At 66.5% G+C, this 26,245-nt stretch carries 9 protein-coding genes; 8 read left to right on the top strand and 1 reads right to left on the bottom strand.

The features are described 5' to 3' along the window. Positions 1-2 precede the first annotated feature (2 nt). Positions 3-18,143, top strand: a complete 18,141-nt coding sequence (locus tag ACIBK2_RS43450) for a hypothetical protein (protein WP_396976715.1) — start codon at positions 3-5, stop codon at positions 18,141-18,143. 44 nt (positions 18,144-18,187) lie between these two features. Continuing rightward, entirely contained in the window at positions 18,188-19,219 is a 1,032-nt protein-coding gene (locus ACIBK2_RS43445) for a hypothetical protein (RefSeq protein ID WP_396976713.1), read from the top strand. A 20-nt stretch (positions 19,220-19,239) separates the two neighbouring features. On the opposite strand, the gene ACIBK2_RS43440 is transcribed toward ACIBK2_RS43445, so the two are convergent. Next, positions 19,240-19,773 carry a hypothetical protein gene (locus ACIBK2_RS43440; RefSeq protein ID WP_396976711.1) on the bottom strand — a complete coding sequence of 178 codons (534 nt, stop codon included), beginning with the start codon at positions 19,771-19,773 and terminating at the stop codon, positions 19,240-19,242. A gap of 35 nt (positions 19,774-19,808) precedes the next feature. On the opposite strand from ACIBK2_RS43440, the gene ACIBK2_RS43435 reads away from it, so the two are divergent. The 6 genes from ACIBK2_RS43435 (at position 19,809) to ACIBK2_RS43410 (ending at position 26,211) form a co-directional block, all read left to right on the top strand. Further along, on the top strand, positions 19,809-20,363 hold the full coding sequence (locus ACIBK2_RS43435) for a WXG100 family type VII secretion target (RefSeq protein ID WP_396976709.1): 555 nt from the start codon (positions 19,809-19,811) through the stop codon (positions 20,361-20,363). A 69-nt stretch (positions 20,364-20,432) separates the two neighbouring features. Beyond that, on the top strand, positions 20,433-21,830 hold the full coding sequence (locus tag ACIBK2_RS43430; protein ID WP_396976707.1) for a class I adenylate-forming enzyme family protein: 1,398 nt from the start codon (positions 20,433-20,435) through the stop codon (positions 21,828-21,830). A 21-nt stretch (positions 21,831-21,851) separates the two neighbouring features. Then, complete coding sequence (locus tag ACIBK2_RS43425; protein ID WP_396976705.1) at positions 21,852-23,420, top strand: NAD(P)-binding domain-containing protein; 1,569 nt, start codon at positions 21,852-21,854, stop codon at positions 23,418-23,420. Next, positions 23,417-24,532 carry an alpha-hydroxy acid oxidase gene (locus ACIBK2_RS43420; protein WP_396976703.1) on the top strand — a complete coding sequence of 372 codons (1,116 nt, stop codon included), beginning with the start codon at positions 23,417-23,419 and terminating at the stop codon, positions 24,530-24,532. Before ACIBK2_RS43425 ends, ACIBK2_RS43420 begins: the two co-directional genes overlap by 4 nt. Further along, positions 24,526-25,938, top strand: a complete 1,413-nt coding sequence (locus tag ACIBK2_RS43415) for a cytochrome P450 (RefSeq protein WP_396976701.1) — start codon at positions 24,526-24,528, stop codon at positions 25,936-25,938. Before ACIBK2_RS43420 ends, ACIBK2_RS43415 begins: the two co-directional genes overlap by 7 nt. 75 nt (positions 25,939-26,013) lie before the next feature. After that, positions 26,014-26,211, top strand: a complete 198-nt coding sequence (locus tag ACIBK2_RS43410; RefSeq protein ID WP_396976699.1) for a hypothetical protein — start codon at positions 26,014-26,016, stop codon at positions 26,209-26,211. The last annotated feature ends 34 nt before the right edge of the window (positions 26,212-26,245 follow it).

The raw sequence follows: 26,245 nt of genomic DNA, 5'->3' as shown, positions 1-26,245 counted from the left end.
CGATGAGCATCGAGATGCCCGAGGGCCTGCAGTGGCTCAGCTATCTCGCAGGCGCGTCCTGGCCGAAGGGCGACGAGGACGCGTTGTTCGCGCTCGGTGACGATTGGAAATCGGCGTCCAAGGATTTGCACGACCTGATCGAGGCCCTGCACGTCGCGTGTAACACCGCGCAGGTGAGCTATTCCGGCGACGGCGCGGACAAGATGAAGAAACAGTTCGACCAGTTCTTCGCCGGCGATCAATCCGTCGAGAAGCTGGCCGAACAGCTCGAGCAGCTGGGCGAATCGGTGCGCCAATGCGGCACCCAGACCGAGTACGCCAAGCTCCAGATCATCATCACCCTGGCGATCCTGGCCGCGGAGATCGCCTACGCGCTGGCCACGCTCTGGGGTGCGTGGGCGGTGCCCGCCATGGAGGCCGAGGCGGCCGGCGTGTGCCAGCTCATCGGCCAGCGGCTGATCACCTTCCTGGCCAACCGGGCCACCCGCCTCGCGCAGATGCCGATGTGGAAACTGGCCGCGATCACCGGCGTCGAGCAGGCCGCCATCGGCCTCGGCGCGGACGCCCTGGCCCAGGGCATTCAGCTGGGCAAGGGGCATCGGGACAGCTTCGACGTCAAACAGATGGTCATCTCGGGCGCCGTCGGCGGGATCTCGGGCGCGGTGGCGGCGCCGGTCGGCAGCATGATCGGTAAGCGCCTCGGCAATTGGGTCGGCCACGACTCGATGACCTGGTGGAAGGCCGGCGGCATCGCGATCGGCGCGGGCATCCCGGCCGGTGTGGTCGGTGCCGGGGCAGGCATCGTCGCCAACGGCGTTTTCACAGGGCAGTGGGAGTTCGATCCGGCCGCGATCCTCGGCGGTGTCGGCGGTGGTCTGGTCGGTGGCGTGCATGGTGTCGCCGGACACGCGCAGTCGATCGGGATGGCCAGGGGCGGCTACACCGGGCTTTCCGTCCCGCCGCCGGTCGGTGCCGACGGCAGTCACGAACGGCCGGACCCGAGGGTCGTCGAGGTCAACGAGGGCGACAGCGGATCTTCGCGCCCCTCTTCGCTTTACGACGGTGACAGCGGGAACCACCGCTCGCCGTCGGTGCATTCGACGAGCGATCGATCCAGCACGGCGCCCGCGGATAACACCACCACGCACAGTGATTCGACGACCCGGAACGGCCGGCCGAACACTGCGGAGACGAACGGCAAGACCGAGACCAACAACTCGGCCGCGCAGCAGAACAACGGCTCGCAACAGAACAACAACTCGACGAGATCCACCGACCGGTCACAGTCGACCAACCAGTCGCAGTCGAACTCCGGCTCCGGGCGGTCCAACGGCACCGCGCCCGCGCCGCAGCCCGCCACGTCATCCCATGTCGAGGGACAGACGACCCAGCAACCCGCGACGCGTACCGGTATCGATCCCAATTCGAGTGCCTCGCAACCGCCGCCGCAGTCGGTGCATGCGCAGTCCACGGATTCTCCTGTGCCACCAGCGACATCGCAGACCCATTCCGCGGCGACGTCGAATCTCGAAGGCAACTCGAACAATTCGACGACATCGACCGCACAGTCGCAGACGTCCGTGGAGCAACCGCGCAACGATGCGTCCACGAGTTCGCCGATTCCGCAATCGGCGCACGTGGAGAACATCACGGAATCGCCTGTGCCACCGCCCTCTGCGCAGTCGAGCACCGGAATCCGTGCGGACGGACCGCCCGCACAGCCGGTTACCGCGAACACCAATGTGCCGCCGAGCAGCACCCCGCCGCCGGTGCCGTCGTCGCGGAGCGAGGCACCGCTTCCTCCCCCCTCGGTTACCGACAAGTCCTCGGTTCAGTCCTCGCCGCAGTCGCCCCGACCGAGCATCTCCTCGGTCGGCGACGGCTCCGCCCGCCCGCTGATCACCGCAGGCGTGCGAACCGACCCGATCCCGAACACTCAACGCGCGTCGACCTCGTCGGCGGTCACCGTGGAATCGCAATTCCGCCAGGTAGAACCGGCGCAGGGTCCCCAGGACCACCTGGCAACCCCGAAGCAGCCCGAGGCGTCGCTCGAAACCTCCAGGGAGCCTGCGACTTCCAACGAAACACCGCAGGGCTCGAACGCACCCAAAGGCCCCGAGACATCGCTCGGATCAGCCCGCGACTCGAGCGACTTCCCGACGCCGAAACGCGAAGACCCAGTACCGCAGCCATCGGACTCGATCTCCCCCGAGCAGCGCCCGCAGCCACAGCCGATCAGCGAAAAGCCGCCCGCCGCACTCGAATTCGTCCCCCACGACGACTTCGACCCTACCCCGCAGCAAGCGGCCGCGCTGCCCGGCCACCGCCTCGAACGCCTCCCTACGGGCGGCGACGGTCTGTTCCGGGCGATCGATCACGTGACCGGGGGCAAGCTCGGGCCCGAGGGCACCCGCGAGAAGTTCGTCCAGGCGCTGCAACAGCGCAAGGACAATCTGATCGGGAAGTTCGTCCCCGATGACCCGGACTTCCGGGAGGCAGCCCGGGAAATCGCCCGGATCGACGCCAACCTGCGCGACTACCCGGATCACCCGGATCGCCGAGCCTGGGAGACCGAACGCGAGTTCCACCGGCAGGACCTGGAATTGGAACGCTCGCTGGCGTTCGACCTACAGCACGAACAGCTGTCCCAGCCCGGCCCGCACCACAACCAACTCGGCGATTTCCTGCTCTCCGCGGGCGCCGACGCGAACGACCTGCACCTGGTGGTGGTGGACCGCGACGGCACGATGACGCATTTCGGCCCGCAGGACCGCCCCGAGCACATCCTGGTCCGCGCCGACGAGACCGGCGACAACTACCACGTCGCCGAACCGATCGCGCGTCACCCCGATGACCCGAGCACGCATCCGGGCGACGGTGCCCGCATCGATCCCCCGGCTCGGACGGAAACCGCGGTGCCGCCGCGTGATTCGTCACCGCTGCCACCCGAGATCGTGGTCGGCGACCCGACCCCGCAGCAGGCGCCGTGGCCGCAGCACTGGGCGCCGGTGCCCGACCGCACCGATCCACTGTTCACCACTGTCGCCCGGATCCTCGGCCTCCCGGATGCCACGCACGTACGGTCCGGCATCACCGACCACCTGAACCGTCTGGAGCAACAAGAAACTAGTTGGCGAGCCACCATCGAGGAGGAACGCCGGCAGAATCGGGTCGACGAGACCCAATGGCAGAGCGAACTGGAACGCCGTCAGCAGTTCGAGAACTGGCTCGACGAACAGCGCAACACCGCGGCCGCGCCGCCGACGCCGCCGACGCGCGACACCGTGGACCGGGATCTGCACCTGGCGGCGTCCGCGTTCGGGATGAACGTCGTCGTCCAGCATTCGGACGGGCTCGGCGCCGAGCACGCTTTCGTGCCGGGCCAGCGGAATGTGTTCCTGCGCTACGCATCCACCGGCGAGTTCGAGATCGGCGTCACGCCCGAGGGCAACCTGTTCGCGGCGCACCGGCATCCGAGCCCGCCCGCACCGCTCAGTTCCGTGATCGACCAGGTGGTGCCGCGCAGCGAGATCCCGCCGCCGCTGAATCGCGTCCTGGCCTCGCCGCAGACCCCGCTGCTCGACGGCGCCGCGCTGGCACCGCACTACACCGGGGAAGGCCGCCCGATCGCGGTCAAATCCCAGCTCGACCCGATCCCGGACGCGAAGCCACTCGCCGTTCAGGAACGACTGCCGTATCACACGCCGGTGCGGCACATGAGCCCCGCGGAGCTGGAGAACCATCGGCTGTTCGTGCATGAGGGGAGGTTGTTCCGGGCCGCCGACGGCCGGCTGTTCGACACCACCCAGATCGCCTCGGCGCGCGAAGGCGGAGACGCGCGGGCCATCTTCGTCATGGACGAGTTCGGCAACCTCTACGCCGGTGACCAGGAACTCGGGTCCCTCCATCATTCGTCGTTCCTCGGTGGACGAACCGTCACGGGCGCCGGTGAGATCGAGGTCCGCGACGGCCGCCTCGTCGTGCTGAGCGATCGCAGCGGGCACTACCTGCCGCGCGGCGAGCTCAACGACTACGCGGTGGATCTGCTACGGCGACAAGGTCTTTCCCTCGACGAGAACTTCACTCGCCTCGGTTTCGACAACCAGCCCCGGGAACGATTCGGCGAAGTCGACCGGGAGCAAGCCGAACTCACGCGGCGGCAGATCGCGCTCGATGCCGCCGCCGAAGCGCTGAGCCGCAAGGAGAACGCACTCGACCGGGCGGGCACCCCCGACGATCCCGATGCCCGCCGAATCGTGCAGGCTCGACGAGAGTTGCTGAACGACGAACAGAACCAGCTGAATCGGTGGAAGGCCGGACTCGACCAGGGCATCGTCCAGCCTGAGCTGCGGGACCAGGTCGTCGCGCATCCGAATCCCACCGGCCCGAACGACCGGATCACGCCGCCCCGGCCGCCACTCGGGCTCGACGGTACGAATCCAGCGGCCGACCGGACCGCCGCCTGGTGGCGAGACACCGGCGAATCCTGGTGGAACAACCTGCGATTCGACGATCTGTCACCCGCCTACCAGCACGGCCTGGTCACCGACTTCCCCGGCCTGCGCAATAGCGAAGGCATCCCGGCGGCGGTCCGGAACACCCTCAACACCACCTACATCCAGCACGAGATCCAGCGCCTGGACAAGATCGCGGACGGCTCCTCGCTGTCGTCGAACGAGCGACGGCAACTGAATAACCTGAAAGCCGTACTCACCGACTTGAACACCGCGGACATCGACTCCGCGATCGCCGCCCATCGTGCGGGCACCGCGCAACCGGCGACCCATCTGCTGTCCTTCGATCAGGACGCCCAGGGTCGGCGGGGCCGCGAGGTCATCGGATTCGGTCCCGTCGACGCCGCCACGACGGTGCACTGGCAGGCCCCGCCGAACGCCTCACTCGGTTCGGCCGGCCACGCGGTGGCGCACGCCGCACAGCAGCACGTCGAAACCGCGCGCACCCAACCGCACCACGCGACCGTGATGTGGGTCGACAACGACTCCACCCGCGGCGCCTCCGGGCCGTCGCGGCTGGTCTCGAAGCTCTTTTCCGGACCGCCCGACCCCACGCCGGGCCGGCTCGGGACGGCGATCGCCGAATTCACCGGGCAGCATCCCGCGGCGCGGGTGCACGTGTCCGCACCGGAGCCGCTCGCGAAGTCGCTCGCCCCGCACGTCGATTCGAATTCCGTCACGGTGCACAGCGGTAGGGCAGCCGGTGCCGGGCACCGGCTCTTCGGCAACGAATCCGTGCATTCGGCCGAATCACACGGCGGAGCACCGGATCTCGCGACGAACCGACCGGACCGAGGCACGGAAACAGCCGATGGCAGCAGCGTGCGCCGCACGCCCGATCAGCCCGACCCGATCACCACGACCGTCGACCCGGGTTCCGATTTCCGCGGTCAGGTGCGGCCGCTGACCGTCGGTGACACCGGTCCGGTGCGTGGCCTCGAAGCCGGACACCTCAACGATTGCGGGCCGTTGGCGCTCAACGAGCTCGTCCGGCTCAACAACAGTCCGGTCATCCATCCCCCGGAGGGTCCGGTCGGGCTCGCGGGCATGAGCGCGGAAGAGATCCAACGCGCCGCGGGCGCGCCGCTGCAACACTTCGGCGGCCACGACCGCGTCGCCGAACACCTGCGCGGCCTCGGTGACGGTGCCACCGCTCTCGTAGTCGACACCTACCACGGCCCAGCCGATCAGTATGGCGTCGGCGCGCACGCCTACGTGCTCATCAACGACCACGGCAGCATTACCGTCCGCGATCCGAGCACCGGGGCCGACCGGCCGTTCATCGCACAGACCCCGGCGCACGTCCAGGACACGCACGCCGTTCTCTACACCGATACCGGTCAACCCCACACCGTCGACACGGGTAGCACGCGCCCGCTCCCCGACGTACGCGTCGGCGCGATTGATTCCGGCCCGCGGCACGACACGTTCGGGGTTCGTGAATTCCTCGAAAGATTCGGTGGCACCGAGTATCCGCCCGGCACGGTGATGTATTTCCCGACACCGACGCCGGGAATGCTACGCATTCAGTTCGGTGACGACCACCACGTCCTGCTGACGACCGATGTCAACAGTCCGCCACCCGAGGTGAACCGGCGTACCGTCGATGACTTCTGGAACCATATCCGAGCCAACCACGACGAAATGGGGTTGACCGACGTCACGGTTGCCCAGCCGGCGCATTTCGGGGACCAGTCCCGTCGGATATGGGACGTCTCCGACCTGAAAGTCGAGCTGGTCGCGAACGGCTTCGACTCGAAAACGTCCATTAAATTTCACGACGGCGACCACAGGCAGACCGCGATCGTCCGCAAGGACGGAAATATCGAGATCCGCGAGTCCGGCGCGGAGCAGGGCCCGCCGTCACGCATCGTCAGCCGGACGGAATTCGAGACCATTCTCGACCGGCACGACGTGCAGTCCGCCGAAGTCACGCTGCCTGTCCCCGAATCCTGGCACCGCGTCGCGCCGGGCCAGGACAACCTTTTCCCGACACTGACCCGCATTCTGAACGAAGCCGACCCCACCCAGCTACGCCGGGAGGTCGCCGTGCACCTCCAGGAAAACCAGGATTTCTATGCCGGATATATTTCCAGCGACCATCTCGACAGCCTGTGGAGCAATCCGGAAAACCACCAGGATCCGAACTTTCCGGCCTGGGCGGCGAGCCAGCGTCCCGAAATACTGAAGTACGAGATATCGAAGCTGTATCACGAGTCCGGCGGCACGGGCTACCATTACGCCGGACCCGCGAAGATGGAATTCGCGCTGTACGGCGCCACCTGGGCCAAACAGATGAACATCACCACCCTCGACCCGCACCTGCCGAGAAATGAGGTGCCGAATTTCCCCGGCCGGCCGCAGATCTTCCTGCGGCGCGCGGAAGACGGGGCCTACGAGGTCGGGATGAACCGCGACGGCACCATGTTCTCGGTGGTGCGCCCCGATATGCACGTGACGCCGGACGAGCCGCCGACCATCTCGATGGAGATGATTCCGAAGCCCCTGACCAAGATGCTGGCCGGCGGACCGGAGCCGCTGCTCGAGGGCGCCGCACTACAGAAGAGATACCTCGGGGAGCAGCGTCCGATGGTGCCGAAGAGCATCCTCGAGCAGCGTGGCTCCGCGGCGGATTTCGCCGAGCATCCGATCCGGCACTACCACACGCCGATTCACTACATGGACAGCGCGGAACGCGAGATGCACCGGCTCTTCATCGGGCCGGACGGCAGGCTGTACAACGCCCGCGACGGATATCCGTTCGACACCACGGACCACCCGAACACGATTTTCGTCATGGACGAGTTCGCCAATCTGTACGCCGCCGAAAAGAAGACCGGCCTGATCCAGCATTCCTCGTTCTTCGGCGGCCGGACGATTACCGGTGCGGGCTTCATCGGCGCCAGGGACGGCTACCTGACCGAGATCATGGACAGCAGCGGGCATTACATGCCCGACTCGCAGATGAACGACTATGCGATCGCCGCGCTGAAAACTCAGGGCCTGCGGATAAGCGGCAGCTTCGAGCACAAGTACATGAACCGGGACGGTCATTGGGTAGCCCGTGACCCCGAGGTCGAAGCGCAGATCCAGCAGAACGCGCTGGCCCGCGCGGAACGTATTCTGGCGGACGGTCCGACACCGACTAGGCCGTTCAAGATATATCGAACCGAGCAAGCTCAGGACCAACTCACCTGGAATGATTTCCCGCCGGGAACCACGATCAGCTTCCGCGGCGACGACCTGGCCACCACAGCGACGGTGACGAATGATCAGAACTTCCAGGTCATCGATCGCCCCCTCGACGGTTCCCATCGGGAGCAGCAGTACCACGCCGACCCGGCCATGCTGCAAGATCTGATTTCCGCTCGCGACGTAGAGACCGTCAAAGTCGAACAGCCAGAATTCCCACCGCGGACAGCTCAGCACGATGAATCGACCATCACTACGAACTCGTTGCTCGAGGCCCTCCCGACGATCCACGAGGAGCCCCGGACCGCACTGCCGCCAGGATTCGATCAGCACCTCAACAATTGCGCGCCGCTCGCGCTGCACGAACTCATCACCGCCACCGGCAGCACGGTCGCCCGCCTGCCCGAGCACCCGGTCGGACTCGACGGCATGGCCGCGGCGGAATTCCAGCACCTGGCGGGCGCCCCGTTGCAGTCCTTCACCAATCACCAGGCGATCGGCCGGCACCTGACCGATCTCGGCCCCGGCGCCACCGCGCTGGTGGTCGACACCTATCGCGGTCCCGCCGACCAGCACGGCGTCGGCGCACACGCCTACCTGATCACCAACGAGCACGGCACCATCACGGTGAAGGATCCGAGCACCGGCGCCCAGCACCCGCTCCGGGAGCACACCTCGGCACCGGTCGACACCGTGCACGCCGTCATCTACGACGCCGGCGGCCAGCCGCACACCGTCGAGCAGGTCGTCGCGCACCCGTTGCCCACGGCGCGCATCGGCGCGGGCAACGAACGGACCGGCAGCTTCGGCATCGAGGAATTCCTCACGAAGTTCGAGGGCTCGGAATATCCGGTCAGCACGAAGCTGCATCTGCAAGGGCCGGACCTGGAGGCCACCGCCACCTTCACCAATGACGACCACGTCATGGTGGACGATCTGCACGACCCGGCCAACCCGCCCGCCCTGCACACCATCGATGACTTCTGGAGCATGCTCCGATCCGACCACGAGGCAATGGGTTTGGATCATGTCGAGGTATTCCAGCCTGCGCTGCAAGGTGATACGGGCGACCGCGTCCAGGAGATCTCCTACGTCACCGAGAAGCTGTCGCGCAACGAGTTCACCACCGGAACAATCCTGGAGTTGCACAGCGACACCACCGACTCCGTCGCGATCGTGCGCAGGGACGGCGCATTCGATCTCCACGATCTGCGTGCCGAGCCGGTCACGCCCCCACCGACCATCAGCAGGCCGGAGTTCGAGACCCTCATCAGCGATCACGAGGTGCACTCCGCCAAGGTCACCCTGCCTGTACCCGACTCCTGGCATCGCATCAGCTCGGCCGACGAGCAGCTGTTCCCGACCCTGGCCCGCATTCTCAACGCCGAGGATCCCGCCGCTGTGCGGCAAGACCTCGCGAACTACCTGCGCAGGCATCCGGGTCACTTCACCCCGTTGATCACCAACGATCGGCTGGACAGCCAGGCGAATGATCCGGCGAACCGGGCAAACCCCAGATTCGAAGGGCGGCTACAAGACCAGCGTGCCGCATTGCTGGGACGTGAGATATCGAAGCTGCTCACCAGCGCCGAAAGCACCGGTAGCCGGGCCATCGGTCCCGGCCGCGCGGAATTCCTGTTGATGGCGGCGGCGACCCAGCATCAAATGAATATCACGACCTTGGACCCGAACGGGCCGAGGGTCAATCTGAATTTCGGCCGGTCGAAGCCGACCATCTTCCTGCGGCGCCCGGAAGGCGGCGGCTACGAAGTAGGCGTCACCGAGACCGGCAATATTTTCTCGACGGTGCAACCCAGCCTGCCGCGCATCTTCGAGGAATCGGGCGACCTGATCCCACCGGATCAGATTCCGAAGCCGCTGACCGAGATGCTGGCCGGCGGGCCGGAGCCGCTGCTCGAGGGCGCGGCCATCGACAAGCGATATCTGGGCGAACGACGGCCGCTCGTGCCGCGGTCCGAGCTGCCGGAGCGCGGCGACGTCGCGGATTTCGCCGAAGACCCGCTGACCCATTTCCACACTCCGATCCACTACATGGACGCTGCCGAACGCGAGGCACACCGACGTTTCGTCGGACCGGACGGCCGGCTGTACAACGCGCATGACGGCCGCGTATTCGATACCGGCGGCAGCACGTCGTGGATTTTCGTCATGGACGAGTTCGGCAACCTCTACTCCGCCGGAAAAGAAACGGGACTCATCCAGCACTCGTCCTTCGTGGGCGGTCACCCCATTTTCGGCGGGGGATTCATGCAGGTCGTGGCCGGCCGCGTCACCGACATCACGGACAGCAGCGGCCATTACATGCCCAACTCGCAGATGAACGACTACGCGATCGCCCTGCTCAGAGCCCAAGGTCTGCAACTCGACGAGAATTTCGCGCGAACCTACCTGGATACCCAGGGCGAATTCCGAACACGCGATCGAGACCTCGAGGATCGAATACAAGAGGCCGCGCTCGCCCGCGCGGAGCGCATTCTGACCGACGGGCCGACCCCGACGCGTCCCTTCCTGATTCATCGAATCGAGGAGTCGTACTCCTATCTCGAGTGGGACGATTTCCGGCCGGGCACGAAAATCACCTTCCATGACGAGGATTTCGTCACCACGGCGATCGCTCGGGAAGATCACACCTTCCGCGTCACCGATCGCAGCCGAGACGGATCCAGTCACGCGCGTACCTACGACGCCGACGTCGACACGATGCTGGACCTGGTCGTCGACCGCGATATCGAAACCGTCAAAATCGAGAAGCCCGAGTATCCACCGAGGCCGGGCGCGAGTGAGTCGACCACCGACCTGACCGCACTCCGCGAGGCGCTCCCCGAGGTCACGGACCCGCCGCCCACCCGCCCCGCAGCCGACGACAACCTCGTCAATGAATGCGCCCAACTCACGCTGAGTGCCGTGGTCGACCTGACCGGCAGCCAGGTCGTCCGCGTTCCCGAGGGCCCGGTCGGGCTGAACGGCATGGATGTGACGGCATTCGAACGCGCCGCCGGTGCGTCGCTCGAGCACTTCCGCGATCACGGCGATATCGCCAGCCACCTGTTCCGGCTCGGCGACGGCGCCGTCGCGGTGGTCGTCGACTCCTACTGGGCGCCCGCCGACGAGCACGGCGTCGGTGCGCACGCCTACCTGATCGTCAACGACGACAGGGACATGGTCGTCGTCGATCCGACCAAGAACGAGGAGTATTCGCTCTCCCCGGACAACCACACCGCCGCGGAGGTTCGCTCCACCGACGCCATCATCTACACCGCCGACGGCCGGCCGCACCGCACCGGCGTGGGCACGGGCATCACCGGCGCCGAGGCGATCGGCGATGTCCGGATCGGCGCGGGCGAGACCGAGGCCAAGACCACCGATGTCCCCATCCGCGCCGGCCACACCGACGACCCGGCGCCCGGCGCCCCCAAGCGCGCTCTCAGTGGAACGCCACCGCGCGAGGGAGACGGGGCGGGCCCCGCGCCGAAGACCGCGAGGCTGACCGACGCATCGGATTACACCACGGCCGCCCGCCCGGAGACCGCCGCGGAATTCGCGGCCGCGAATCCGCATGCCAAGGTGGACGACACCACGGTGTCGAGGCTTTCCGATAATTTCGCGCGTAAGCGGTTGATGAGCGGAACGACCATATTTTTCGGCGGGCAGACCGATCCGGTCAAGGCCACGGTCATGCACGACGGTAACGTCCGTATCCACGGCACGAGCGCGGAGGGAACCCCGCGGCACGAGATCGTCACCTTCGAGGATTTCCAGCAACTGCTCGCCGACCGGGATGTCACATCCGTCGCTCATGTGTCACCGACGCCGGCCACCTGGTATCGGCCGCCCAGCGACGGCGAGACGACCTTCTCCACGCTCGCTCATGTGCTGAAACACCCGGATCCGCAGGAGTTGCGCAATCGCGTGGCCGATCTGCTGGAACGCGAGCACAGGAAGTATGTCGAGCGATTCATCCCGCCGGGTCTGCAAGCAAAGGTGAGCAGCGAAGAAGCGCACTGGAATTCCGTGCTCGAACGGAAATCGGAACTCTCCGACCAAGAATTCCAGAATGCAAAGAGCGACCATGAGCAAAACCTGCGGAACCTGGCCGGCGAACGAGATCAGGAATTCCGGGCACAGATAGCGGCATTGCGTTCCGGCAACGCCACGTACGGTCATTACCGCGGCAGTCGAATGGACTTCATGCTGGCCACCGCGGGTCACATGAACAACGTGAATATAATTCTCGAGCACCCGAACGGCAGCCGGGAGCGATTCACTGTCGATTCGGCGAAGCCCTACGTTCTCCTGAAGGCGTCCGACGACAATGGTTACGACATAGGCGTCGATCATCGCGGTGGCCTGTTCTCCACCATGGTGCCGATCCAGCACCTCTTGTCCGCATCCACCGGGGACGTCGTGCCGAAGGCCGACATTCCACCGAAGTTCACCGAAATGCTCGCGAGCACAGCGAAACCCGCGCTCTCCGGCACCGCCGTCCAGCACAACTACCTGGCGGAGAACAAGCCGATGATCGTGGACAACGGGATCCGCGAGCGACTCGCCCCGGACCGGCTCGCCGCGCTCGACGCGGTGATCAACTCCGGCGAGTTGCAGAACCGGCCGAAAACGAAGCCGGTCTCGCACCACCACACGCCGGTCCACTACATGGACGAGCTGGAGCGCGAAACGCATCGGCTCTTCGTCGGCCCTGGAGGCAGATTCTTCCGCGCCTTCGATGGACGACTGTTCGACACGTCCGCGGGCGACCGGCACGGCAACATGACCATCTTCGTCGAGGACGAATTCGGCAACTTCTACGCCGCCGTCAAGTTGCGCGGCACCCTGCAACACTCGTCGTTCTTCGGCGGCCGCATCGTTTCGGGCGCAGGTTTCGTCATGGCGCAGGCGGGACGGCCCACCCTCATCGCGCACAGCAGCGGGCACTACCAACCGAGTGCGGGACTGAACAACGCGGCGCTCGCGGTGCAGCAGGCAAGAGGCCTGGTGCTGCACCCGAAGTTCGAGAGCACCGATCGCAGACTGCACCCGCTGCCGTCCGCCAGCGAAGAGATCAAGCGGACAGAAGCGCTCGCGCGCGCCCAGCAAATCCTCGCCACGCAGAACACTCCAGCGCAGACCCGGTACTACCGGACCGACAACAACGAGCACGTGAACCAACTGGCCCGGCTCGGCGAGCAGAACTTCCCACCCGGCAGTTCCGCGCAGTTCTCGACCGCCACCCTGTCCACGAAGGTGACCTTCAGCGACGGAAAGTACGTGGTCCACGACGTCAACCGGAAGGGCGAGGAACGCACCCTCGAAGTGACTCGCGCCCAACTGGTCCGCCTCATCCTGGACCGGGAGATAACCAGTATCGCGGTGACCACACCGCAGGAACCGCGCAGCGGGCTCGCCCCCGCCCCCGCCCACGACGGGACCGCCGACGGAAGCAGTGCCCACGCCAGGCCCACGATCACCGCCGCGGCCGTGCCGGGCTCCGAATTCCACGGTCACGTCGAACCACCTACGACCAGCCACGTCGAACAGATCCGCGGTCAGATCGACAGCGCATTGCACAGCGCGGTCGACGGTCACGGCGGATTGCAGATCGACCCGATCGACCCGAAGCGGGGCGAGTATCGCGTCACCGACACCAGCGGTGTCTACAGCAACGACCAGCACAGCTTCACCGTGCGCGTGGAAACTCAACGTATCGGCGACGACACCGCCGCCCGGTCGATCCTGAATCACGACAAGGGCCAGCACGTCATCCAGATCTCCGACCGGATCTCGACGAAACATGTGCCCCGTGCGCTGGCTCACGAGATCGGCGAGATCGTCGCCGACCGCAAGCGCTACCTCGTCGACAAGCTCGATTCGTTCGGCCCGCGCGACGGCGTTCTGCATCCCGGCGGACCCACCGATCGACCCGGGCTCACGCCGCACGACGCCGGCCGTATTCAAGAACTGCGGGTGCTCGGCGACGAACTCGACGGGCTGCCGGCCACCCAGCAGTCGGAACGCAACGCGCTGCGCGGTGAAGCGATGGCGCTGGTCGACCACCTGGGTCTGCGCGAGGGCACGCCGGGTGCCCAGGAACGCAGAACCGTGGTGTTCGATCATCTCGATCGTTCCGCCTCCGGCAGTGCGCACGTACGCACTCTGCTCGACGACGCAGGCCGCGAGCCGAATCGGCTGCCACCCGAGGATCAGCAACTCCTGCAACGCATTCAGGATCAGGCCACAGACGACCGGGCCAGGTTCGAGGCCCATAGAGCCGCCTTGCGGCCGGCCTTCGAACGCCCGATCGCATTCGACGGAGAACGCGCCACTCCCGAACAGACGCGAATTCTCGCCGACCAGAGCACCCAGCAACGTGCGCAGCGCAGCGCCGAAACCCTCGCCGAACTGCGCACACAAGCCGCCGCCGCACCGCAGGGCGAATACCCGAAGTTGTCGGTCATCGAAGCAGGCGGCGGCGCCGCACTCGCGGCCCGTGATCCGCAGGCATTGCTGGTCGACGACCGTGGGCGCTGGCAGTCCGACAACGGCGACCGCATCGCCCAAACCGCAGACCAATTGCGCAATCTCCGCCAAACCGGACTCGGCGACCCCTACCAATTCGTGGGTGAGGGCCGGCCCGATGCCCGCGTACCCCTCGACGCGGTCCGCTACTGGGAAGACACCATCGCCGCCCAAGGACCGGTGGTCGACGGCAGAACAGCATTCCGGATGGAGAACGGAAAACTCCTCGCCGACATCACCCCGCTCGACGGCGGCCCGCCGATCACCGTTGATGTGCAAGGCATTCCGGTCATCGCCACCGGCTTTCCGCCCGAGATCATCCCCGGCATCGCCCGTGGCATCGGCGGGATGCACGGGACATTCGACACTGCCGCACGTGAATTGGGCAACCTCACCGCCTCTGGCGCCCCGGCGGCGAAAGCGCAGATCCAAGCCCTCTCCTGGCGGGACCCGGCCTCGGCGGGCAAGGCCTTGGAGATCCTGTCGGCCAACGGCATCGATCCGTCCGCGTTGTCCAAGCCCACCCGGGACTCGCTGGGTGCGATCGACAACTGGAAGTCGTTGCGCGACAACCACCCCGGCAAAATCCTGTCCGGCGACGAAGCCAACCTCGCCGGCGTAGACCCGAACCTCGCCAAACACTGGATCGTCGCAGGCACCGGCGGCACCGGCATCAGCGGCGTCGAAAACATGCTCAAACTCAGCAACGACGCCACCTTCACCATGATCGGCCGCAACGCACCACCCGGCCTCGCCGACAACACCCAATGGAAAGAAGTACGCGGACAACACGACCTCGGCTACGACCACAACAATCCGCGGGCCGCCAGCCAGAAGATCAATGGCGTCTGGCCCAATCCGACCGCCACCGGCCGCCTGACCATGGCATTCGACCGGAACATGAACATCGGCGGCATCGAGGAACGCCCGGGTTCCCGTTTCGTTGTCGCCGGCTTCGAAGGCGATGGGGTGATCGCCTCGCTCGGCACTCGCAACTCCGTGCCACCGGCCGTCGCCGACTTGGTCGACACCGCGATCAAACGCGACCCGAATTCGGTCTCCGCGCGAATGCTTTTCGACAACGACGGCCAATACCTCGGCTACCGCATCACCGCCGACGGCCGCGATATCGACGTCACGGGCGCGGCCTCTCGCTTCTTCCCGGGCGGGCAACTGTTCAAGCCAGGCACCGGTGACGTCCCACCGCTGCCCGCGGTAGATCCAGGGAAGGTATGGAGCACGCAGGATTCCCGGTACGCGTTGTCGCGGCCGGAACCCGGCTTCGCCGCACAAAACGCCTCGAATCGGGACGCTCCGCCCGAGGGCGGCAACTTCGACGGTGGATATGTCGCCTCCGCGACGCAGGCGACGCACTATGCGGGATGGCGGCGTAACGAGGTAGACGGATCGAATGTCATTACCGCCGCGGCCGTGCCGGGCTCCGAATTCCACGGTCATGTCGCACCGCCCACGACCAGCCACGTCGAACAGATCCGCGGTGGCATCGACAGCGCACTGAACACCGTGATCGATGGTCACGGCGGATTGCGGATCGACCCGATCGCTACCGACAAAGGGGCCTACCGCGTCACCGACACCAGCGGTGTCTACGGAACCGATCAACGCAGTTTCACGGTGCGGGTCGAGACCCAGCGCATCGGCGACGACACGGCGGCCCGCTCGATCCTCAACCACGACAAGGGCCAGCACGTCATCCAGATCTCCGACCGGATTTCCACCAAACACCTACCGCGCGCGCTGGCCCACGAGATCGGCGAGATCGTCGCCGACCGCAAGCGCTACCTCATCGACAAACTCGACGCTTTCGGTCCCGACGAAGGCGTCCTGCGTCCCGGCGGACCGACCAACCAACCGCCGCTCACGCCCCACGACACCGGCCGCATCCAAGAACTCCGCGTGCTCGGCGAACAACTCGACGCGCTCCCCGACCCGGCCGGCCGAACGCCCGAGGATCGAACCCGCTACGCCGAACTGCACCGCGAAGCAATGGCATTGGTCGAGCACCTGGGCCTGCGCGACGGCATACCGGGGTCCGAGCAACGCAGAGCTCTGGTGCTCGATCACCTCGAGTCCGCCCCGACCGGTCGTGATCATGTGCGTCAGCTACTCGATGACGCCGGGGGCAACCGGGATCAACTCTCGGCCAATGACCAGCGGCTACTGCGTTCCATCCAGCGGCAGGCCGGAATCGATCAAGCGGCGTTCGACGCGCACCGGGCCGCCTTGCGGCCGGCCTTCGAACGCCCGATCGCGTTCGACGGAGAACGCGCCACCCCCGAACAGACGCGGACCCTCGCCGACCAGAGCACTCAGCAACGTGCGGAACGCAGCGTGACCACGCTCGCCGATTTGCGCGAGCAGGCCAAGGGCGGCGACTACCCGAAGTTGTCGGTCATCGAAGCAGGCGGCGGCGCCGCACTCGCAGCCCGTGATCCGCAGGCATTGCTGATCGACGACCGAGGACGCTGGCAATCCGACAACGGCGACCGCATCGCCCAAACCGCAGACCAATTACGCAATCTCCGCCAAACCGGGCTCGGCGACCCCTACCAATTCGTCGGCGAAGGACGACCGGACGCCCGCGTACCCCTCGACGCGGTCCGCTACTGGGAAGACACCATCGCCGCCCAAGGACCGGTGATCGACGGCAAGGCTAGCTTCCGCATGGAAGACGGAAAACTGCTCGCCGATATCACCCCACTGGACAACTCGGCACCACTGACCGTGGAGGTCCAAGGCATCCCGGTTATCGCGACCGGTTTTCCGCCCGAGATCATTCCCGGCACCCGCGAGGTCGGCGGCATGCACGGCACATTCGACACGGCTGCAAAGGAATTGGACAAGCTCAATACACCCGCCGCGACAACCGCGAAAGGCCAGATCGAAGCCCTGTCCTGGCGTGATCCGGCCTCTGCGGCCAAAACTGTGGACATTTTGACGACAAACGGTATCGCTCGCTCCGCGTTGAGCGACAACCTCAATCACGCGCTGGATTCGCTGAGCAACTGGAAGTCGTTGCGCGACAACCACCCCGGCAAAATCCTGTCCGGCGACGAAGCCAACCTCGCCGGCGTAGACCCGAACCTCGCCAAACACTGGATCGTCGCAGGCACCGGCGGCACCGGCATCAGCGGCGTCGAAAACATGCTCAAACTCAGCAACGACGCCACCTTCACCATGATCGGCCGCAACGCACCACCCGGCCTCGCCGACAACACCCAATGGAAAGAAGTACGCGGACAACACGACCTCGGCTACGACGTGGCCAACCCCACCGCCGCGAGCAAGCAGAACCCGGACGGCAGCTGGCCCAACCCCACCGCCACCGGCCGCCTGACCATGGCATTCGACCGGAACATGAACATCGCCGGCATCGAAGAACGCCCCGGCCCCCAGGGCACCCAATTCGCTGTCGGCATACACACGGGCGACGGCGTCATCGCCTCGCTCGGCACCCGCAACTCGGTGCCACCGGCCGTCGCCGACCTGGTGGACGCGGCGATCAAACGCGACCCGAACTCGGTATCCGGACAGATGCTCTTCGACAGCGACGGTCAGTACCTCGGTTACCGCATCACCGTCGACGGCCGCGATATCGACGTCACGGGCGCCGCCTCCCGCTTCTTCCCAGGTGGACAACTCTTCAGGCCCGGCAACGGAGCAGTTCCGCCGCTACCTGCGACGAATCCAGGGACGGTTTGGCGTACCAACGACTCCCGATACGCACTGTCGCGACCGGAACCCGGCTTCGCCGCACAGAACGCGTCGAACCGGGATGCTCCGCCCGAGGGCGGAAACTTCGACGGCGGCTACGTCGCCTCCGCCATTCAGGCGACACACTATGCAGCATGGCGACGCGGCGGTAATCGGCCCTTCGCATGAACGACGGAACCGAAGGCGGGAGAGGACAGGATGGGTAACGAACCATGACCGCGCCCTTCGCGCAGGTATGGCGGACGGCGGCGATCGACGAGCCGAACGAGTGGGTGCGGGCCGTCGCCTGGGCCGAGATAGCCGGACGACCGGCGGCGATCGCCGTCGCGGGGACCACGCTCGCCGCGTGGGACCTGACCTCCGGTACGCAGCTCATCCGGTCGAGTGTGCCGGTCGCGCAAGCGAATTCGACCTTGGTCCAACTGACGGTCGGCCGCTTGGCCGGGAAGCCGGTCGCGGTGACCGGCGACGTCGCGGGCCGCATCCAAGCGTGGGATCTGACCACCGGCGAACCATTCGGGAAGCCGGTCGCCGAACTGTACGGTCGTGCGGCGGCGCTCGTCGCGGCGGATGACCTGGTGCTGATCGGCCGGGGCGCGGGCGCGACCTCGTCGGTATACGAGGTGCCGGTCAGCTCCGGATCGGTCGAGGTGTGGGACATCGCGAACGGGCAATCCGTCCACTCGCTGTGGCACGGCGGCTTCACCGACTCGATCGCCGTCGTCGACCATGGTGATCGCCCGGTGGCGGTCGTGGGATCGACCTATGCCGCACGGCCGTTGCTGGATCCGGACGACTCCGAATCACAGCTCACGACCTGGGATATCCAGACCGGGGCAAGCCTCGGCGAACCCATCCTGCTCACCGGCAACTCGGTGGCCGAACCGTTGGCGGCGGGCGTACTGGACGGACGCGCGGTCGCGGTCGCGGTCGGCGGTGCGGGCCTGGACCTGTGGGATCTCGCCGAGCGGCAGGTGCGGACAACGGCCGCCTGCCCCGGCCGGATCGAGGCGATCGTCTGGCGGCAGACCGCGGCCGGGCCGATCGTGCTGGCCGGCGGCGGCGACGTGCAGGCGGCAGGCCGGAATTGGCTGCGGATGTGGGATCCGCGCGACTGGCGGCTGATCGGCGAGACCAGCACCGGGACCGGCAGCATTTCGAGCTGCGCGCCGGCCCCGGACGGCAGCGTTATCGTTGCGTGGGGTGACCGAGTCCAACTGCTGCGCAGACCGGAAACACCTTGACCCGCGGCACGTTCCAGGGTCTAGAGGCGGGCAGCGAGGGCCTCGCGGTAGGCACTCGCGGTCGCCTCGAGCCGCGCGCGAGTGAAACGCCCCGGTTCGCGGGTGTAAGCGGCGCGACCGACCGCAGAGGTGAACGCGTCCGCGGGGACGGCATCCATCGAGTCGGGGATGAACTTCAAGACTTCCGTCACCGCCTCGACCGCGGTAGCGACCGAGAGCCGGTCGCGGTCGTCCTGGTCCGCCCCGGCCACCGGCACCAGTGCCACCGACGCGGCGGCCTGCTCGGCGACCAGGAGGAATTCGCCGGGACAGATGATCCGCGACGCGGTGGGGCCACCGAACGCGGGCGGCGACGGCGGAATGGCCTCATCCAATTCGAACGTGAACTGTCGCGGCAGCCCGCACCGCGCACAACTACCCGCGTAGACGGCGAGCAGCCGCCCCTCTTGGTCCTCACGCAGCACATGTTCGGCTTCGAATTTCGTCTCGCCACAGGAACAGGCGTGCAGATCCATATAGAGCTGGCATTCAACGGATGACCGAGCAATAAGCACCTGGAAATGCTACCCCGATCGGCCGAAGGAGCACGATGGACAAACCCGTGGAGATCAAGCCCGAAGGACTGCGGCGCGCCGCAACCGAATTCGACGATGTCGCCGATCGCGCCCAGAAGGTGCTGGACAGATTGAAGGGCGCGTCCGAGAGTAAGGGCGAGCCGTGGGGGCACGACCACGCCGGGGAGAAATTCGCCGACGGGGAGAAGGGATACAAGAAGAACCGCGACGGGACATTCTCCTCGCTGTCCAGCCTGGTCGGCGTCTTCAAGGACAATGCGAAGAACCTCCGGGATTCGGCGAAAACGTTCGAGGAGAACGAGCAGGCAGCGTTGCAGGCCCGGCAACCCGTGCAACGCGCCAGGCGGGACTACGTCCAGCGGTCCGTGGAGGGCTACCGCCCCGCCCTGCACGATTCCATCGCCGCAGTGCCGCGGAGCAGGCTGTTGCGCGCCGACTCCATGCCACGGAACGACACAGCCCCACTCGAACCCTTCCAAGCAGCGCTGCGCCCGACCGAGATCACACCGCGCCGTGCGGACCGCGCCGACATGTACACGCCGGAGGGCGAGGTCACCGAGCCTGAATAGGTTTGGCGTAGCGGCCAAACTTGTTGAATCTCAAAGTATCTCGAGACCGGAATCACTATCATCGGTCCGGTGAGCTTTCCCGAGTCGATCGTGCAGGCATTGCGTGCCGCTCCGGAAAATGTGGTGGTCGAGCACGGTGCTCGGACGGTCACCCGGGGGCAGTTGCTCGCGATGATGAGCACGATCGCCGGTGGATTGCGTGGGTCGGGACTCGGCCCGGGGTCCGGCGTGGCCATGGTCGTGGATGTGAGCGCGGAGTCGTTGGCCGCGTACCTCGCGGCGTTCACGCTCGGTTGCCGGGTGATCGGGGTGCGGCCCGGGCTCAGCGAGCGTCAGCAGCGGCATGTCCTGAGTAATGGCGTGGACGCCGTCCTGGAGGACCAGCGGGTGGCGGCGTTGCTGCGCGGGCCGGCGCAGTCGTTGACAATCGGGGCGCGGGCGAGTGACATCGCCCGGGTGTCCTACACCAGCGGCACCACCGGACTCCCGAAGGGCTGCGCGCAGACCTATGGGGCAATGTCCATGCATTGGTCGTGGGGTAAGCCGACGTGGAGCCAGGACACCGCAGAGTTGGCTGCCTGCTTCGACCGTTATCTGCTGTTCGGCACGCTGGCCAGCGCGGTCGTGCAGGACTATCTCGCGCTGTGCCTGCTCGGCGGTGGCACCGCGGTGATCCCGGAACCCGGTGGTGCGCAACTGTTTCCCGAGGTCATCGAGCGGTTGCGGATCACCGCCACGATCATGAACGTGCCGCGGCTCTATCAAATGCTGGATGACCTGCGCGCCACGCCGACGGACACCGGCAGTCTGCGGGCCATGGTGGTCGCCGGGTCGCCGCTGGCCGCGCACCGGCTCGCGGAGGCGGTCGAGGTACTGGGTCCGGTGGTGCATCAGGCTTACGGACAGACCGAGACCGGCGGCCTGGCCGCGCTGACCCCGCAGGACATCGGCAGCGGCGTGCTCACCTCGGTCGGCCGTCCGTTGCCCGGCGTGCGCGTGGACGTCCGGGACGGCGAGATCTATGTCCGCAACGACTACATGATGGCGGAGTACTTCGGCGACCCGGCCGAGACCGCCGACGTGCTCGTCGACGGCTGGCTGCGCACCCGTGACCTGGGCTATCTCGACGACGGATACCTCTACCTGACCGGCCGGGCGCGGGACGTGATCATCGTCGACGCGCTGCCGGTGTACGCCGGCCCGATCGAACGAGTACTGGCCGGACACCCTGATGTGGACCAGGCCTACGTCGTCGGCGCACCCGATGACCGCCGCGGCGAAGCGGTGCACGCCTTCGTCGTCCCGCGCGCAGGCCACTCCCCCGACTCCGCCGCGCTGTCCGACCTGGTGCGCGCGGAACTCGGCGAATCGAGCGTCCCGCAGACCTACACGGTGGTGCCGGATGCCCCGATCGCGGCGAGCGGCAAGCCGGACAAAAAGGCCTTGCTGGAGCTATATCCACGGTAAGCACGACGTTTGGAGGAGACCTTGTCAGAGCTCGACTACCTGATCATCGGCGCGGGTCCGGCCGGTCTCCAGATGGGCCACCATTTGCAGGCGGCCGGTCGCGACTATCTGATCGTCGAGGCCGGAGCGGCCGCAGGCACGTTCTTCAGCAGGTACCCCCGGCATCGTCAGCTGATCTCCATCAACAAGGTGCACACCGGCTGGGACGATCCGGAGCTGAACATGCGGATGGACTGGAACTCGCTGCTGCCCGGGCCGCTGTTCAAGGAATACACGCCACGCTTCTTCCCCGCCGCCGACGATATGGTCCGCTACCTCGGCGATTTTGCTGCGCGGCACGAGCTTTCGGTCCGGTACGACACCCGGATCGAGCGGATCAGCCGACCCGACTCGTTCGAGGCCGTAGATCAACACGGCAACGTGCTGCGTGCGCGACGGCTGATCATGGCGACGGGGGTCTCGAAACCCTATGTCCCGGAAATCCCCGGCATCGAGACCGCCGAGCTGTACACCGAAGTATCCGTGGACCCAGCGGATTTCACCGACCAGCGGGTGCTGATCATCGGAAAGGGCAACTCCGCCTTCGAGACTGCCGACAACCTGATCGAGACTACCGCCGTCATCCACATCGCCGGTCCGCATTCCATCCGGCTGGCCTGGCAGTCGCACTTCCTCGGTCACCTGCGCGCGGTCAACAACAACTTCCTGGATACCTATCAGCTGAAGTCGCAGAACGCGATCCTGGACGGCAACGTCATCGACATTGCCCGGCAGTCGGACTCGTCGTATCTGGTGACGGTGAGCTTCTCCCGGGCCGACGAGGTCACCAAGGACATCCGCTACGACCGGGTGATCGTGGCGACCGGGTTCCGGTTCGACGCTTCGATTTTCGCGCCGGAGTGCCGGCCGGAACTGGCGATCAACGATCGATTCCCGGCGCAGACGGCGGCCTGGGAGTCGGTCGATGTGCCCGGGCTGTACTTCGCGGGCACGATCACGCAGGTACGGGATTTCAAGAAGTCGACCAGTGCGTTCATCCACGGGTTCCGTTATGGGACACGGGCATTGCATCGGATCCTGGAACAACGTGAGCATGCGCAGGTCTGGCCTAACCGCGAGTTGCTTGGGATCGCCGACGACGTCGGTGAGGCGATCTTGGCGCGGGTCAACCGGACGTCGGCGTTGTGGCAACTGTTCGGGTTCCTCGGCGATGTCGTCACGCTGAACGCGGACGGTACGGCGCGGTATTGGGAAGAGCTGCCGGTCGATTATGTGGCGGATGCGATCGCGGCCGGGTCGCTCGGCGAGGTGGACACCTGCTTCGTGATCACCTTGGAGTACGGCAAAGACCACGATCGGGTCGACCCGTTCGACATCAATGCCAAGCGGATCGCGCAGTCCGACGCCGAGAACGCCTTGGATGGTCGATACCTGCATCCGGTATTGCGGCAGTACCGGGACGGTGAGCAAATCGCCGAACATCACATCACAGAGAACCTCGAGAACGAGTGGACGCACGAAACAGTGCACCGCAAGCCACTTTTCGACTTCCTCGAGACCACGCTGCCCGCACCGGAGCCCTCGCTATGACCAGGGAGCGCTGGCGAGTCGCGAATGTGCGAGGCCGCGGCCCGCTGTCCGCGCTCGAGCAGCGGGCGCGGGAACTGCTCGATCCGGTCTACTACGACTACATCGCAGGCGGCGCGGGCGAAGAGATCACCCTGGCCGACAACGAGCGGGCGTTCCGGCGGTTTGCGTTGCTGCCCAGGGTTTTACGCGACACCACCGGCCGGTCCATCGCGACCGACCTGCTCGGCGATCCGAGCGGCATGCCGGTCTTCGTGTCCCCTACCGCGTTTCACCGCCTGGCCCATCCGGACGGCGAGCGGGCCTCCGCCAGGGGTGTGGCGGCGGCCGGGCTCGTTATGATCGCCAGCATGGCCGGGACGGTGGCCATCGGCGAGGTGACCGCCGCCGCCCGGGAGGTCGACCGCGACGCGCGGGTATGGTTCCAGCTGTACCTGCACCCCGAGCCGGAAGTGACCGAGGAGCTGGTCCGGCGGGGCGAGCGAGCCGGCTGCACGGCGCTGGTCGTGACCGTCGACTCCCCGGTGCGCGGCCGTAGGTTTCGGGAGGACCGCCACGGCTTCCACGACCTGCCCGCGGGTATGTACGCGGAGAACATGCGCGGTCTGCCGGGGACGACCGGAAACGGGGTCCGGTCGATTGCGATGTCCGCCGACTTCACCTGGGATCACCTGCATCGCCTTCGGGAGCTGACCCGGCTTCCGCTTGTGCTCAAAGGAATCCTGCACCCGGAGGACGCGCGCCTGGCGGTGGAGCATGGAGCCGACGCGATCGTCGTGTCCAATCACGGTGGCCGCCAACTCGATACCGTGTCCGCGACCTTGAACGCGCTGCCCGCGATCGCCGCGGCGGTGGGCGGGCGCATCCCGGTATACCTCGACGGCGGCGTCCGGCGCGGCTCGGATGTGGTGCTGGCGTTGGCCCTCGGGGCCACGGCGGTCGGTGTTGGACGACCAGTGTTGTGGGGCTTGGCCGTTGGCGGCGACAAAGGGGTTACGGACGTACTCGACATCCTGCGCTCGGAGTTCGAGCACACGCTGACTCTGTGCGGAGTGGCCGAGCTGTCCGACCTGAACGCGGACCTGGTCACCGCGCGAGGGGCGGCACGGTGCTGAAGCGATTGACACCGCTGCTGGCGACCGCAGCGGCACTGTGGGCGGTGTCGCGCTGGCTGCCGCAGGCGGTAGTGGCCCTGCGGGTGCGGATCTTCGCGAAAGTCAACGGCAGCAACGAGATAACGCTCCCCGGTGAGCGCGGCGGCCCCGACCTGTTCCTGCGTCTCTACTCGGACGCCGCAGCCAACGGGCGCAGCCGAGGAGCGGCGCTGTCGGACCTGTTCTGGTACTGGCTCGCCCCCGGCCCCGAGGTCCACCAGGAACATCTGGAGGACGGTCCCCGCTACGACGAGGCGGCCCGTACCACCCGAGCCGTACTGTCCCTGCCCACCCCCGAGATCGAGCGCCTCGCAGACCGCTGCGCCCGCCGCGTACTCGACGAACTTCCCCGCCGGCCGATGACTCTGGTCCGACTACGCGACCTGATGATGCCCATCTGGGCAGAGTTCTTCTACGAGTTGGTCTTTCGCGAACCCTGCCCGCCGGACGCCCGAGCCCTCATCGTCGGCAACGCCGACGACGTGGTCACCTCACTGAAATGCACCGGCCTACGGCACATGCGCCGCCGCGACCGCCTGACCCGCTACCTGCTCGCCCGAATCGACGCCGGCGACGTACCACACCAATTACCCAGCTCGCTCGACCGACGCGAACGCGCTCACTACCTGCAAGGCGCATTCTTCAACACTGCCGTAGTCCAGATGTCCGAAGGCATGGCCCACCTACTGCTGGCGATCGCCCAGCACCAAGACGTTCAGGACCGTCTCCTCGCCGAGCCGGACACCCAGTACCTGGACCACGTGCTCGACGAAACCCTGCGCCAATTCCCCCTTTTCGGCATCGCTCACCGAATCACCACCGCCGACATCGATATCGACGGGGCCACCATCCCCACCGGAACGGTCCTCTGCTTCAACTACCAGGAATTCGAACGCACCGGCCACATCGACCCCGACCGCTTCAACCCCGACCGCTGGACCACCCACCGCCCCAAAGACACCCACCACATCCCCTTCGGCGTGGCCGCCAACCGCCCATGCCCAGCCTGGCGCCTATCCCCCATAGCAATGCGAGCCGTAACCCGAACAGTCCTGTCCCACTACCACCTACGCTCCTCCGTCACCCACACCCGCTCCATCCCCCACCGAGCCCCCTGCCTCCTCCTGTCCGCCAACAACCCCCCACCCCCATCCCTGTTGCGCAACACCCTCATCGCCCAGCGCGCACGAGACCGATTCGAAGACGTCTGGCGAGGCACCACCCAACTAGTACTCGGCACCTGGATGGTCCTGGACGCCCGCCGCCTCCACCTCTGCCAAACCCACTTCGCCACCCAAGACCGTCAGGAAGCACCGACCTGCCCGGTAGCTCACTCGCGTCAGCCTTCCCCCGCACCACCGCACTGATCGGGCGAGTCGTATGCCCGGCATGTCCTTGCCGATCTGTCCAGCGCGACCTCTACCCGCCCGCGCCGGATCGCGATGGCAAGCCTAGATCTGAGCCTGGCACTGGTCGCTGCCGACAAACCCGACGAGGCCGCGGGCGTGGCACTGACCGTGGTGACGTCCGGCAACCTGGTGCCGTCGCACTACTGGCGTGTGGCCGAAGTGGTGTCTGGCATCGAGGATCGTGACGCATCCGTAGTGCACGAAGCATTCTGGGACACCTACCAGCACTAGCCGACGTCAGACGCGGGCGAGCGCTCGGCACGGC

Source organism: Nocardia sp. NPDC050175 (assembly GCF_044459885.1).
Classification (GTDB): domain Bacteria; phylum Actinomycetota; class Actinomycetes; order Mycobacteriales; family Mycobacteriaceae; genus Nocardia.
The sequence above is the reverse complement of the archived record's forward strand: the minus strand, read 5'-3'. Positions and strand labels throughout refer to the sequence as shown.